Genomic DNA, 13,187 nt, shown 5'->3' with positions numbered 1-13,187 from the left:
GAACCGCGTTGCGGTCCCTGCCCCGGCGGCAAAGTCGGGTCATGGCCGCATTGCCCGAAAACGACCGCATCGCCGGTCCCTTCATCGCCGTCGCAGGGCAGACCGATTTCCCGGCGGACTTTCCGCTGATCGACGCGGGTGCGGTTCGCGTTCGCCGCCTGCGCAACGGCGTGGCGACCTTACTGGTCAGCCCTGACGTATCGCCTGTGGACGCCAGCGCCGTGGGTTTCACCTGTCGGCTGGCGGTGGCTGCGCGGGCCGGCGATGAATACTGGGTCTATTCCGACCTTCGGCCCGAACGTCCGCGCCAGCACACGCCCAACGGCGCCATTCGCAGCGCAACGCTGGAAGACGACGCCGTCGCTCTTCAAGCTCAGCTGCAGGAACGCGCGCGCGACGCGAAACGGTCACTAAGCCTACCTCTCGGCATAGGCGCGGCTGACGCGGAAATCCCCTGGGCGCCCGAGTTGGGCGAGCGGTTCCTGACCATCGGCCCGGACGGACCGAGGGTCGTCACGCGACCGCAGGATTTCCAGGCGCTGGACAAGCTGAGCCTGGACGGCGGCAATGCGGACCCCGCGCGCCTCGCCGCGCTGCGCTCCAACATCGGCGCAGACCAGTCCGGGAATGTGAAGTTTCGTCGCCGCCTGGGCGCGTTTGAGCGCGACCTGCGCGACCGGGGCATCGACACGGTGCTGTTGTCCGACTACGGCGCGCGCGGCGATGACGTGACGCGTGACACCGACGCTTTCGGCGAGGCCATCGCGGACTTTGGCGCGGCGGGCGGCAAGGTGCTGGTTCCGGCCTGGCGCGATGGGCCGTATCGGATCGATCCGGTGGCGATCAACGACATGATCGACGGGGCCGTGCCGGTCGAGATCATGGCCCAGGGCGAGAGCGCGGGGTTCCAGCCGGCCTCGCCTCTGGCGGAAGGCGGCGCCTTGTTCGACCTCAAGTCGTCGCTGCTGAAGGTCTCGAACTTCTTCATCACCGATCCGAACGGCCTGCTGGACGACGGCTTCGCCATGCGAACGTCGCAGACCGTCATCAGCGAGCTGCCCATCGCCATCGACGGGCTGTTCGGCGTGGGCGTGCGCCAGCTGCTGGCCATCGAAGAGGCCTATGGCGTCAAGATCCGCAACGTCTTCAGCCTGAACTGCGACTATGTCCTGCAGGTCCTCTCGGGCGGGGTCGATTGCTGGATCCAGCACGTCGTCGCCAACGGCTTCGGCGGCGGCATCGACATCAGCAGCGACGCGTCGACGGGCGTCGCCCACGCCGAAGGGATGCACATCCAGGACGTGTCGTTGATCGGCATGCGGCCGGGCTTCACGGGCGCGCATTATGGCGTGCGCGTGCGCGACACCCTGTGGCTGAAGCTGGATCGCTGCGAGGCCTTGCAGATGGGGCCTAGCGGCGTCGGCCTTGATATGGACGGCACGGCGCACGCCCTGGCCTTCATCGACGACAACGGCAGCTATTGGGAGGGCGGCCACGGCGGCGCGGCGATCCGGTCGCGCGGCAATAACACCCATTTCCGCACCCGGTGCAAACTGGGGACGGGCCAGATCACCAATGTGGTCAAGCCGCTCGACATCGAGAACGCCAATCGGTTCGACATCGAAGTGGTCGGAAACGCCCTGACCGGCGCCGCCCGTATCTATGGGTCCAGCGGCATCGTCCGCGCGGGCACCGATCTGTCGAGCGCGACCGGGTTCACCGGCGGCGCCAACGACATCGTCTGGGAATGTTCGGAAGGCCGCCTGCCGCCCGGCATGACGAAAGAGCTGTCCAGCCAATATCCGAAGGCGGCGGCGGTCTCGTTCTCGCCCACGCCGTCGCCGGCGAGCGGCGCATTCGGGGCCTTGGGCGTCGTGACCGGACGGGTGATCCGCGACGGGCGACGCGCGCGCGGCGACGTGGTGGTCAACATCAGCAACATCGGATCCGCGAGCGGCCCTATCATCATCGCCCTGCCCTATACGGCGGCGGGCCAGAGGTTCGCCGTCTCGGGTCTGGAAAACGGCGTCACCGACAAGGCGCTGACGGGGGTCATTCCGGCGGGCGGCACATCCATGACGGTGCAGTTCGCAGACGGGACGACCGCTTGGGCGAGCAACGCTGCCCTGTGCATCCACTTCGATTACGAGACCGCCTGATGCACTGGAAGCCTGCCCTGATCGAGCTTCTGGACGGCCTGCGTCACTGGCTTGAGCCGTTCGTGCCGGGGGCCGTTGGCGCGGCCATCGGCCAGATGTGGGAACCCGGCCTGGGCTGGCGCGACCGCCTGGCGCAATGGACCGTGGGCGTGACCTTCGCCGCCTTCCTGGTCCCGGCCGCCGGCCATGTCTTCCACTGGCCCCTGCCCCTGATCAACGCCGTCGGCTTCGTCGTCGGGACGCTGGCCTTCAAGGCCTACAAGCCCCTGCGCGAGGCCTTCATCGCCGGGGCGGCCGGCGGGCTGAAGGCGGCCTTCACCAATCTCGGCAGCTGGGTTCCGCGTCGCGGCGCCGCGCCGGTTCCCCCAAATACTGAAGGAGAAGGCTGACATGGCGTTCAACCTGTCAAAGGCCAGCCGTGCGCGCCTGGTTGGTGTGCATCCCGAGCTGGTCGCCATCATCGAGCGCGCCATCGAGCTGACGCCCGTGGACTTCAAGATTACCGAAGGTCTGCGCAGCGTGACCCGGCAAAAGGAGCTGTTCGCCGCCAAGGCGACGCAGACGATGAACAGCCGTCACCTGACCGGCCACGCCGTGGACGTTGTGGCGCTGGTCGGCGGCTCGGTGCGCTGGGACTGGCCGCTCTATGGCCGGATCGCCGCCGCCTTCAAGCAAGCCGCTCTGGAGCGGGGTTCGCCCATCGTGTGGGGCGGCGACTGGAAGACGCTGAAGGACGGCCCGCACTTCGAGCTGGATCGGAAGCGGTTTCCCTGATGCTGACAGCCATAGCCCTTTTTCGCGCCAACCGTCGGTTCCTGACGCTGCTGGTCCTGCTGATCGGGGCGGCGACTGTCTACTTCTGGTTGGAGAAGGCCAAGGCCGACCGCGCCCTGCTGCTATCTCAGGCGCGCGAGATCTGCGCCACGGTCAATGTGCCGTTCCAGCCCGAAGGCTCGCGCCAGAAGGATTGGGGCCGCCTGTGCAACAAGCGTGTCGCCGAGTTGGTCGACTATCAGGACAAGGTTCAGTCCGGTTCGCTGGACGCCATGTTGGCCGACCTCGAACGCCGCGAAGGCAAGCAAGCGGCGGATGCGGCCCTGGCGGCCGTCTATGCCAAACGGGCGACCGACGCCCTCACCCGAATGGAGGCGGCCGATGCGGCAGTCAAAGATGATCGTGTTGGCGGCGACTGGGCTGCTGCTGTCAACGACCTTGCTGGCTTGCGCTAAGCCGCCAGCCGTCGCGCCGCCACCCGAGGTCGTGGTGCGCACAGTGCGCGAGACGCCGCCGGCCGAGCTGCTGCGCTGTCCCGTCGCCACGCCGGGCTTGCCGACCGACGGCGGCGCCATGATCCCGGCCGATTGGCGCGCCGGCATCCGCCGCCTGGCCAAGAGCCGGGGCGACCTGTTCGACCAACTCAGCCGCCTAATCCTGTTCCACACGGGCGAGGCGTGTTCCTAACACTGATAGCATTCTCATCCTTGACGATCGCCGCCGCTATTGCGGCTTTAATAGCTACTCGCGTTCTGATCCTCTGTGCATAGCAGAGTTGATCAAATCGATCGTCGAGCAGTGGTCCAGGAAAATATTTCAGATAGCCCTGCCACGTCTGGAAACGATCATGTTCTCGAAGTTGATCCAAGCTGTCGAGCACCGAGATAAGACTAGCGAAAACCAACTGCAGCTGCGTGCGTTTATGAAGTGATAGCCTATTGTAGTTGTCTCGGCTCTGATTAATGCCGCCGCGCAGCCGAGCTTCCAGAGCGCTGTAGCGTCCTAGATAGGCTTCCAGTCGTGCATCGAGGATCATCGTCCGTGACGCAGTTCGTTGTTCGTGCCCGGCCCAGACCGCGACGGCCAACGAGCATACAGCCACGACGACGCTTGCGAGAGCTATGATGCTGGCCGCGTCGAAGCCGGACCAAATCGGCCGCAGCGTGACCGCAACGGCCATGCCGATGCAGGGCGCACCGAACATCAGAAGGTGACGTTTCGGCCTTTGATCACGGTCCCCGTCCCAGGCGCCGCCCGACAGACGAAGTCCGCACCGTCAGGATCATTGCCGCCCTCGACGACGAAGGTGATCAGTCGGGCAAACCCTCCCTCATAAAGCAGGACGTCGCCGATCATCGGAGCCTTATCGACATCCTGAAGCGTCCAGGACCCGCCATCGCTGCCGTCATCGTTCGGGATCAGAACCTTGATACGCATTGCCGTCTCCTTTGAGTTGCAAGCATGGGGACCGAATCAGTCGGTATTCAAGGACTGCTTTCCGGCGCGTCCTTTGAGCCGCGCCAAAGCGGCGTGCTGCTTGGCGTCGTGGCCCTCGTCCCAGCATCGGGGCTTGAGCGGGATGGTCAGCAGCTTTTCGCCCTGGCTCATATTCCGGCGGCTGACCTCGATCGAGGCGGCGTAGGCGCCGCAGCGACGACACCGAAAGCGCATGGTCTGCAAAGGCTCGTCCGCCAGCCGCGCGCCAATCCGCCACACGTTCACCTCGACGATATAGCGACATCCCGAGCAGTTGGCGCTGACGACGATCTGCGGATCCACCACGACATCGCGCGGCGTCAGACGCTCCGGCGTCCAGTTGTCCCTGCTCATGTCTTCGCCTCGGCCGCGCCACCGACCGGCGCGCGGTGTGCGCCCGGGTGAACGTGAACGCAAGGGGAACATTTGCCCGCGTTGCCGCTATCGTGCCGGCCGTAGCCTGATGATCAGATCGCCATGGTGGCGGTCGTTCCGCAGGAGAGCGCCCCATGGCCCTGAACAAGAACCAGCTGTCGAAGGTCAGCAACCTCAACTCCGTCACCGGCGCGGCCGCCAGCCGCCAGATCTGGCACTATGACGCCGGGGCCGACAGCGTCGCGACCGCCGTCGCCGCCGGCTATTTCAATGACGTGCGCGGCTATCTGTTCGCCGGAGACGTGATCCACCTGGTCGCCGCCGGCGGGACCGCCTTCCGCGTCCTGACCGTCACGGCCGCGCCGAAGTCCGGCAACGTCACCGTCGCGGCCGCCGCCTTCAGCTAATCCGGTTCGCCCAGCGGCGCGCGGTCTTGTTCCCGCCGCGCCCGCTGTGATGCGACGAACGCCCCGGCGGATAATGACGCCGGGGCGTTCTGCTGTCCGATCAGCTGTTTTCACGGGGTGCAATCCGCTGTGATCGCGTCCGACTTGTGGCGACGATTAACCCGGAAGTCGGACGCTCGCCGGAAAAAATAGTGCGATATCAGTAGGTCGTTAGAAACCGCGCTTTAACCTTCGGATAACCATAAGGCCCGCCTTATAAGCGCCAACAGTATTGGCGCTTTTTGCGCGCGTATTCGCCTGAGGAAGTCTCCATGAAAACGGCCCTACTGAGCCGCGGTCTGTCGGCCGCCGCCCTCGCCGCCGCCATCCTGCTCGCCAGTTGCGAGAGCGGACCCTCGAAGGCCGAGCTGGAAGCCCAGCGTCTGGCGGCGGAACTGGCCGCCCGCAAGCCGCCCCCCGTGTCCCTGAATCAGGGCGTGGCGGACGCCGCCGCCATCTACGTCGCCTTCCTGCGCGAAGCCCAGACGATCCAGCCGGGCGGCTTCCCCGACGCGGAATCGATTCAGGCCGCCCTGCGCAAGGGTTCGGCCTATGACGCCGACCAGCTGTCGCGCGGCCTGATCGCTTACGGCGCCATCATCGCCCTGCAGTCGCCCGAGTTTGTTGCCGGCGTGCAGCAGTATGCGATCGATCCGGCGCAGCGTCAGCGCATGGTCGCTCAGATCGTCGCCGATCCGGCCTACGCCGCCACCCTGCCCGGCGCCGACGCCGCCGCCGGCCTGATCTCGGCGACGGTCGGCAAGGACGCCATCGCCATGCGCGCCATCGCCGAGGCGATCGAGCAGGACGCCTACACCATCCAGGGCCGCAGCGATCCCCGGCGCCGCTGGGCCATCACGCCCATTCCGAACCGCGAAGTGCGACTGGAAAGCGCAAAGACTCTGTCTGCCGTCAAGATGCTGCCGTCGCCGGAGGAATCGAGCCGCCTCTTCGCCGCCGCCAACAGCGGCACGGGCTTGGGACTGGAGCCTTCGCGCAAGGGCCCGCCCTACACCCCCGCCGTCGTACGCTCTCTGGCCATCGCGGCTCTGGGCGCTTTGGGCGCAGGCGGCGACGAGGCGCGGGTCAACACCGAGGCTCTGACGCACGAGCCGAACAGCGAGTTCTGCATGGATATGTCCAAGCTGATGCTGTTCCAGTGCCTGGCCGCCTCGCGCCCCAGCTACGAAGACATCTTCTGCCTGGGCCGTCACATCACCCGCGACCTGGCGACCTGCACCACCGAGGCGACGCAGATCACCACCATCGTCGTCGGCGATCCGCAGGAAACCGGCGCTGCGCCGGCGCGTACGCCCATCTCGGTCACCGTCCCGCAAGCGACGCCCGTGCCGACCCCGGCGGTTGCGACCACCCAATCGCTGAACACGACGCCGTCGCGCTAAGCGACACCTCAAACAGAGCAAGGCCCGCTCCGAGTGATCGGAGCGGGCCTTTTTCTTGGGCGATCGGCCTATTCGTAACCGTGCGCCGCTTCGTTGATGACTTGTGACGGCATGGACGAGAAGTCCACGGCGACGGGCGTCGCGGTCTTGGCCTGATAAGTCCGCAGGACGTGAGTCATACGCCGACGCACTTCACGTTCGGCCTCCGTGCCGGTGTCGAGCGCCAGGGGCGCCAAGCAGAAGTCGATGATGGCTTCGGTTCGGGTCAGCGGTTCCATTTGCGGGTTCCTTTCCGGTTTAAGCCGCGTGGGTGAACTGGGCGGTCTCGGTCGAGTCCTTCAGCGCCGTCGTCGAGGACGTGCCGTTGGAGATGACCGTGGCGACCTGGTCGAAATAGCCGGTGCCGACTTCGCGCTGGTGACGCGTAGCGGTGTAGCCGATCGCCTCGTTGGCGAACTCGCGCTGTTGCAGCTCGGAATAGGCCGCCATGCCGCGATCGCGATAACCGTCCGCCAGCTCGAACATCGAGTTGTTCAGGCTGTGGAAGCCGGCCAGGGTCACGAACTGGAACTTGTAGCCCATGGCGCCCAACTCGCGCTGGAACTTTGCGATAGTGGCGTCGTCAAGCTTGGCCTTCCAGTTGAAGGACGGGGAGCAGTTGTAGGCCATCAGCTTGCCCGGATGGGCCTTCTGGATGGCTTCCGCGAACTTCTTGGCGTCGTCCAGATCCGGATGGCTCGTTTCCCACCACAGCAGGTCGGCGATATTGGCGTAGGACAGACCGCGCGCGATGCAGTGGTCCAGACCCGTGCCCTCCTTCAGGCGGAAAAAGCCCTCAGGCGTGCGGTTGTCGCGATCGATGAAGGGCTGGTCCCGCTCGTCGATGTCGGAGGTGATCAGCTGGGCGCTTTCCGCGTCCGTGCGCGCGACCGTGATGGTCGGTGTGCCCATGACGTCGGCAGCCAGACGCGCCGCGACCAGATTTCTCTCATGCGCCTGGGTCGGGATCAGAACCTTGCCGCCCAGATGCCCGCATTTCTTCTCGGACGCCAGCTGGTCCTCGAAGTGGACGCCGGCCGCGCCCGCCTCGATGAAGGCCTTCATGATCTCGAAGCTGTTCAGCGGCCCGCCGAAACCGGCTTCCGCGTCGGCGACGATGGGAACGAACCAGTCACGCTTGGCGCCGCCCTCGGCATGCTCGATCTGATCGGCGCGTTGCAGGGTGCGGTTGATGCGGCGGCACAGTTCCGGCGCGGCATTGGCCGGGTACAGCGACTGGTCCGGGTACATGGCGCCGGCCGTATTGGCGTCGGCCGCAACTTGCCAGCCCGACAGATAGATAGCCTTCAGACCCGCGCGGACCATCTGCATGGCCTGGTTTCCGGTGACGGCGCCCAGCGCATTGATGAAGGGTTCATCATGCAGCAACTGCCATAGGCTGTTGGCCCCGCGCTCGGCCAGCGTATGGGTGATCGGCACCGAGCCGCGCAGGCGCAGGACGTCTTCAGGCGTGTAGGGGCGCTCGATGCCGTCGAAACGGCCGGCGGGCGAAGGCACCAGATCGGCGAAAGTGGTCATGGTCGAACTCGGTCTCTGAAGGGCGCGGCCGCAGCCGCCGTCTCGGAGACAAGAACACGCAACGGTCAAAACTGATACAGACCGAACCCCATCAACGAAGTCATCTTGTCACAATATGACTTTGCTTGGTTAGTCGTGTTGTGACATCATGCAGCGATGAACGCCGCCGCTGACCGCAAGCTGTTTCTGGGCGCCCGGCTCAAGCGACTGCGGCGCGATCTGGGCCTGACCCAGACCGCCATGGCCGCCGATCTGGACGTTTCTCCAAGCTATCTCAATCACATAGAGCGTAACCAGCGCCCGGTCTCGGCCCAGCTCCTGCTGCGACTGGCGGACACCTATGACGTCGATCTGCGCGCGCTGAACCAGGGTGGCGCGGCGGACGAGGCGCGTCTCACGGAAATCCTGACCGATCCCCTGTTCAAGGGTTTGTCCGCGCCCCGCCATGAACTGGTGCAACTGCTGGAAGAGGCGCCCGGCGTCGCCGACGCCCTGCTGCGCCTCTATCAGGCCTTCGACGACGGTCGCACGCGCGCCCGCGCCGCCGCCGAGACGGGCGAGAGCCTGATCGAGACCAGCCCGGCCGAATGGGTGCGCGAATACATCCAGTCGCGCGGCAACCATTTCTCCGAACTGGACCAGATGGGGGAGGCCCTGTCCGACGCCCTGTCCGCCGAGGCGCCTGCCCACGCCGACGGCTTCGAACCCGCCGCCCGTCATCGGCTGGCGGCCAAGCACGATCTAGGCGTCCGCACCCTGCCGGCCGAGGTCATGGTGGAATGGACCCGTCGCTACGACCTGCACCGCCGCCGTCTGCTGCTATCGGAAACCCTGGGGCCGTCCTCGCGCGCCTTCGCCATCGCCTATCAACTGGCCTTGGCCGAGCAAGGGCCGGCGCTCAACGCGCTGGCCGAGGCCGCGAACGCCCCGGACGGGCCCACGCGATCCCTGCTGAAGGTCGCCCTGACCAACACCCTCGCCGCCGCAACTCTTATGCCCTACGCCGCCTTCCAGCGGGCGGCGGAGGAAACCCGCTATGACCTGGCCCGGGTCCAGGCCCGGTTCGGCGTCAGCTATGAACAGGCCGCGCACCGCCTGACCACTCTGTCGCGCCCCACGGCGCGCGGCGTTCCCTTTTTCCTGATGCGTGTCGATCAGGCGGGCAACATCTCCAAACGCTATGCGGCGGGCGCCTTTCCCTTCTCACGTTTCGGCGGTGCCTGCCCGCGCTGGCGGCTGCATTCGGCCTTCCGCACGCCCGGCCGCATCGTCACCCAGATCATCGAGACTCCAGATGGCGGCCGCTGGTTCACCTTCGCCCGCACGGTCGAGCGGCAAGGCCACGACGGCTATGGCGAGCGGCACGACCTGGCCGTCGGCCTGGGCTGCGAACTGCGTCATGCGCATCGCTTAGCCTACGCCCACGGCGTCGACCTGCAGAACCCCGACGTCACGCCCATCGGCCCGGCCTGCCGCCTGTGTCACCGTCACCCCTGCGCCGAACGCGCCGCCGCTCCCATCGACCGCCCGCTGGCGGTCGATGACTGGTCCAAGTCCGTCAGCCCCTATCCGTTCGGCGCCGCCTGAGGCTTAGCGCCTCTGGTCCGCCGTACGGTCGCGGATGGCGTTGAACTCGGCCGTCGGCTTCCACGCAGGCCAGCTTTCGCTGTCGGCCACCGTCAGACCCAGCCGATACAGCAGGTCCAGGTTCTGTAAGGCGGCCGTAAAGTCATAGTCGGCCCGCCATTCGTCGGTCAGCTTGTGATAATATTTGGCCATCGCGCCCTCGTAATAGGGCTTGCCCGCCTCGATCCCGCCCTCGACGAAATCGCGGCCCGTCCACGGCATCAGGGCCGGCACCCCGCCGGCCGCGAAGTTGAAGTGGTCGGAGCGGTAGTAGAAGCCTTCCTCTGGATAGCCGTCGCCCGTCACCACCCGCCCCTGCACGGCGGCGAACCGGCCCAGGATATCCTCCAGCTCGGACTTGCCGACGCCGAACACCGCCACGTCGCGCGTCGCGGGCGTAAAGGGCAGCATGTCGATGTTGATGTCGGCCGCCGTCTTGGCCAGCGGATAGACCGGATCGGCCGCGTAGGCCTCCGACCCCAGCAGCCCCTGCTCCTCGGCCGTGACGTGCAGGAAGACCACGGTGCGCTTCGGCGCCGGTCCAGCCTTGAACGACCGCGCCATCTCGATCAGACCGGCCGTCCCCGACGCATTGTCCCAGGCGCCGTTGAAGATGTCGTCGCCCTCGGCATTGGGCGTCCGGGCCTTGCCGACGTGATCCCAGTGGGCGGAATAGAAGACGTATTCGTCAGGCCGCTCGGTGCCGGGGATCTTGGCCAGCAGGTTGTTGGAGTGGATGACCTCGGTGGTCTCCGCGATATCGACGCTTAGGCGCGCGCCCAGATCCAGAACGCGCCCCAAGGCGGTCGTCTTCGCCCGCTCGACGGCGGCTTCCAGGGGCGCGCCGCCGATCGCTGTCGCCGTGGCCATGTTGATGGATCCGCTGAACCGCGGGTCCTGCGCGCCCTTGACCGTCATCTGCGGACGGGTCGCTCCGCCCACGGCGCGGCGCCAGCGGTTGTCCTGGTCCTGAAGCGTGATGACGCCCACGGCTCCCCGCTTCAGCGCCTCTTGGGTCTTGTGCGTGGTCGAGCCGTAGAAGTTGGGATCCTCGCCCATCACCGTCGGCTGGCCGCGCAGAATGACCACGACCTTGCCGGTCAGGTCCGCATTGCCATAGTCGTCCCAGGTCGGCCCCGAAATGCCGTAACCGGCGAAGACCAGCGGCGCCTCGGCCGTCACGACCGCTTCCGCCGACCCGGCCCGCAGGGTCATGTCCGTCCCCGAGACCAGCGGATGCGATACGCCGTCCGCCCCGGTCCAGGACGCCGTCGGCGCCCGCTCGGGCGTGAAGCGCACCAGATCGACGGGCTGCAACCATGATCCGTCGCGCCCGCCCGGCTCCAGCCCCATCGCCTCATACTGCGCCTGCAGATAGGCCAGGGTCAGACCCTCGCCGACCAGGCCGGGGAACCGTCCCTCCAACTCGTCCGAAGCCAGATATTTGATGTGGTCCGACAGACGCTGGGCGCTGAACTGAGGCGTCGCAGCCGAGGCGACGGCGAAGGAGTCCAGCTTGGGCCCCGGCGATGCGACCGGCGTCGTCGCGCAGGCGGCGAGCGCGAGGGCCGCAAGGGCGACCAGGGGTGAACGGCGATGGATCATTGAACTTACTCTATAGGCGGAATGGCAAAGGGGCGGAGATTCCTCCCCGCCCCATCTCTATTTGTAAGAAGACTAGCGGCGTTCGGACGCCGTCGTCGCGCGCACCGGCGCGAACTCCGAACCCGACTTCCACTGCGGCCAGTCGCGACCATTCGCCAGGGCGCGACCGACATCATAGAAAACGGTCAGATCCTCGATCATGCCGCTGTAGTCCCAATCGGGCGACCATTCATCGGCCGCCTGGTGATAGCGTTTGGCGCCGTATTCCGACCGCGCCGCCTCGCGCGCGGCGATCGGTTCGTCGCGGAATTCGCCTCGGCTGCCGGCGTAGGCCATCGGCACGCCACGCTTGGCCAGCGGGAAGTGGTCCGAACGGTAATAGGTGCCGGCCGCATTCTCGTAATCCGGGACCAGCGATCGCCCTTGCGGCTGGACCGCCGCCGCTAGACGTTCGTCGAAGTCCGACTGACCATATCCGGTGACGCCCAGGCCCGTGACGCGGCCATAGACGTTCATCGAGTCCATGTTGAACCCGCCCACCGTCTTGGCCAGCGGATAGACCGGGTTCACCGCATAGTATTCCGAACCCAGCAGGCCGCTTTCCTCGCCGGTGAAGCTGATCATCACGATCGAGCGTTCGGTGCGCGGCGCGCCGCCGAACATGCGCGCCAGCTCCAGCAGACCCGCCGTGCCCGAGGCGTTGTCCACCGCCCCGTTGAAGATGCGGTCGCCGGTCGCATCCGGCTCGCCCATGCCGATATGATCCCAGTGGGCGGTATAGAGGATCGTCTCGTCCGGATGGGTCGCGCCCGGCAGGCGGGCGATGACGTTGTGGCTGGTGACCTGATTGGTGGCCACGTCGAACTCCGTCGAGAAGGATGCGCCGGGCAAGGCGACGGGCTGGAAGTCACGGCTGCGCGCCTGGACCTTCAGCGCTTCGAAATCCAGACCCGCGCGGCGGAACAGATCGACCGCCACGTCACGCTGGATCCAGCCCTCCATCGGCACGCGCTCGGCCGCCGCATTCTGGCGCAGGATGTCGAACTGCGACACGCCCCAGGAGTTGGCGACCGTCTGCCAGCCGTAAGACGCCGGCGCCGTCTCGTGCACGATCAGCACGCCCGCCGCGCCCTGTTTGGCCGCCTCTTCGTATTTGTAGGTCCAGCGGCCGTAATAGGTCATGGCCTTACCGCCGAAGGTGTTCAGCGCTGGCTCTTCGAAGTCGGCGTCATTGACCAGCACGACCAGGATCTTGCCTCGCAGGTCCTGGCCCTTGAAGTCGTTCCACTGCCGCTCGGGCGCATTGATGCCATAGCCGACGAAGACCAGCGGGGCGTCCTTCAGGCTGACGTGTTCAGCCGGGCGGCGGGTCGAGATGGCGACCTCGCGCCCTTGCGTCATCGGCAGGATCCAGTCAGCCAGCTTCAGCGAGGCCCGCACATTGGACTGGGTGAAGCGGTTCAGGATCACGTCCTGCGTCCACTGGCCGTTCGGCCCGCCCGGCTCGAACCCGGCGGCGGCGTAGCCTTCGCTCAGATAGCGGATGACCTTTTCCTCGGCCGGGGTGGCGATGCCCCTGCCCTCGAAGCTGTCGTCCGATAGCGTCTTGATATCCTGCGAGATGCGCGCCGAATCGAAGGTTGGCATGGTGTGGACCGCAGCGGGATTGGACGCCGTCGCGCAGGCGGATAAAGCGGCGCTCGCCAACAGAACGGCGGCGAAAGAAGAGACAAGACGCATGAACT

At 66.5% G+C, this 13,187-nt stretch carries 15 protein-coding genes; 8 read left to right on the top strand and 7 right to left on the bottom strand.

The window, feature by feature from the left end; genetic code table 11:
- Positions 1 to 41 precede the first annotated feature (41 nt).
- The 5 genes from HNP47_RS00465 to HNP47_RS00445 are packed head-to-tail and all read left to right on the top strand — an operon-like array spanning position 42 to position 3,620.
- Entirely contained in the window at positions 42 to 2,159 is a 2,118-nt protein-coding gene (locus HNP47_RS00465; RefSeq protein WP_184277464.1) for a hypothetical protein, read from the top strand.
- Positions 2,159 to 2,548: a hypothetical protein gene (locus HNP47_RS00460; protein ID WP_184277462.1), complete on the top strand. Its 390-nt coding sequence runs from the start codon at positions 2,159 to 2,161 to the stop codon at positions 2,546 to 2,548. Before HNP47_RS00465 ends, HNP47_RS00460 begins: the two co-directional genes overlap by 1 nt.
- Position 2,549: 1 nt before the next feature.
- Positions 2,550 to 2,933 (top strand): M15 family metallopeptidase, encoded by a 384-nt coding sequence (locus tag HNP47_RS00455; RefSeq protein ID WP_184277460.1) that lies wholly within the window; start codon positions 2,550 to 2,552, stop codon positions 2,931 to 2,933.
- A complete protein-coding gene (locus HNP47_RS00450) occupies positions 2,933 to 3,388 on the top strand; it encodes a hypothetical protein (protein WP_184277458.1) in 456 nt (151 codons plus the stop codon). Before HNP47_RS00455 ends, HNP47_RS00450 begins: the two co-directional genes overlap by 1 nt.
- A complete protein-coding gene (locus HNP47_RS00445) occupies positions 3,315 to 3,620 on the top strand; it encodes a hypothetical protein (RefSeq protein ID WP_184277456.1) in 306 nt (101 codons plus the stop codon). The genes HNP47_RS00450 and HNP47_RS00445 overlap by 74 nt, the downstream gene beginning before the upstream one ends.
- Here the strand turns inward: HNP47_RS00445 and HNP47_RS00440 are convergent.
- The 3 genes from HNP47_RS00440 to HNP47_RS00430 are packed head-to-tail and all read right to left on the bottom strand — an operon-like array spanning position 3,577 to position 4,763.
- A complete protein-coding gene (locus HNP47_RS00440; RefSeq protein WP_184277454.1) occupies positions 3,577 to 4,137 on the bottom strand; it encodes a hypothetical protein in 561 nt (186 codons plus the stop codon). The two genes, HNP47_RS00445 and HNP47_RS00440, sit on opposite strands and share 44 nt — an antisense overlap.
- Positions 4,137 to 4,370, bottom strand: a complete 234-nt coding sequence (locus tag HNP47_RS00435; protein WP_184277452.1) for a hypothetical protein — start codon at positions 4,368 to 4,370, stop codon at positions 4,137 to 4,139. The genes HNP47_RS00440 and HNP47_RS00435 overlap by 1 nt, the downstream gene beginning before the upstream one ends.
- 36 nt (positions 4,371 to 4,406) lie before the next feature.
- The gene (locus tag HNP47_RS00430; protein WP_184277450.1) at positions 4,407 to 4,763 is read right to left on the bottom strand and encodes a hypothetical protein; all 357 of its coding nucleotides are present in this window, start codon (positions 4,761 to 4,763) and stop codon (positions 4,407 to 4,409) included.
- Between the two features lie 155 nt (positions 4,764 to 4,918).
- Here HNP47_RS00430 and HNP47_RS00425 point away from each other — a divergent pair, with 155 nt between their 5' ends.
- Both HNP47_RS00425 and HNP47_RS00420 read left to right on the top strand, forming a co-directional pair.
- Complete coding sequence (locus HNP47_RS00425; protein ID WP_184277448.1) at positions 4,919 to 5,191, top strand: hypothetical protein; 273 nt, start codon at positions 4,919 to 4,921, stop codon at positions 5,189 to 5,191.
- A gap of 311 nt (positions 5,192 to 5,502) precedes the next feature.
- Positions 5,503 to 6,633 carry a hypothetical protein gene (locus tag HNP47_RS00420; RefSeq protein ID WP_184277446.1) on the top strand — a complete coding sequence of 377 codons (1,131 nt, stop codon included), beginning with the start codon at positions 5,503 to 5,505 and terminating at the stop codon, positions 6,631 to 6,633.
- Between the two features lie 68 nt (positions 6,634 to 6,701).
- Here the strand turns inward: HNP47_RS00420 and HNP47_RS00415 are convergent, their stop codons facing one another.
- Both HNP47_RS00415 and aceA read right to left on the bottom strand, forming a co-directional pair.
- A complete protein-coding gene (locus HNP47_RS00415) occupies positions 6,702 to 6,911 on the bottom strand; it encodes a hypothetical protein (RefSeq protein WP_066550777.1) in 210 nt (69 codons plus the stop codon).
- 19 nt (positions 6,912 to 6,930) lie between these two features.
- On the bottom strand, positions 6,931 to 8,211 hold the full coding sequence (gene aceA / locus HNP47_RS00410) for an isocitrate lyase (protein ID WP_184277444.1): 1,281 nt from the start codon (positions 8,209 to 8,211) through the stop codon (positions 6,931 to 6,933).
- A gap of 156 nt (positions 8,212 to 8,367) precedes the next feature.
- Here aceA and HNP47_RS00405 point away from each other — a divergent pair, with 156 nt between their 5' ends.
- The gene (locus HNP47_RS00405) at positions 8,368 to 9,798 is read left to right on the top strand and encodes a short-chain fatty acyl-CoA regulator family protein (protein WP_184277442.1); all 1,431 of its coding nucleotides are present in this window, start codon (positions 8,368 to 8,370) and stop codon (positions 9,796 to 9,798) included.
- 3 nt (positions 9,799 to 9,801) lie between these two features.
- Here HNP47_RS00405 and HNP47_RS00400 read toward each other — a convergent pair whose 3' ends face one another.
- Positions 9,802 to 11,442, bottom strand: a complete 1,641-nt coding sequence (locus HNP47_RS00400) for a M28 family peptidase (protein ID WP_184277440.1) — start codon at positions 11,440 to 11,442, stop codon at positions 9,802 to 9,804.
- A gap of 72 nt (positions 11,443 to 11,514) precedes the next feature.
- On the bottom strand, positions 11,515 to 13,182 hold the full coding sequence (locus HNP47_RS00395) for a M28 family metallopeptidase (RefSeq protein ID WP_184277438.1): 1,668 nt from the start codon (positions 13,180 to 13,182) through the stop codon (positions 11,515 to 11,517).
- Between the last annotated feature and the right edge of the window lie 5 nt (positions 13,183 to 13,187).

This window comes from Brevundimonas vesicularis, assembly GCF_014204545.1.
In the GTDB taxonomy this organism is placed as follows: Bacteria; Pseudomonadota; Alphaproteobacteria; order Caulobacterales; family Caulobacteraceae; genus Brevundimonas; species Brevundimonas vesicularis_B.
Note: the sequence above shows the minus strand (reverse complement) of the source record. Positions and strands in the feature narration are given on the sequence as shown.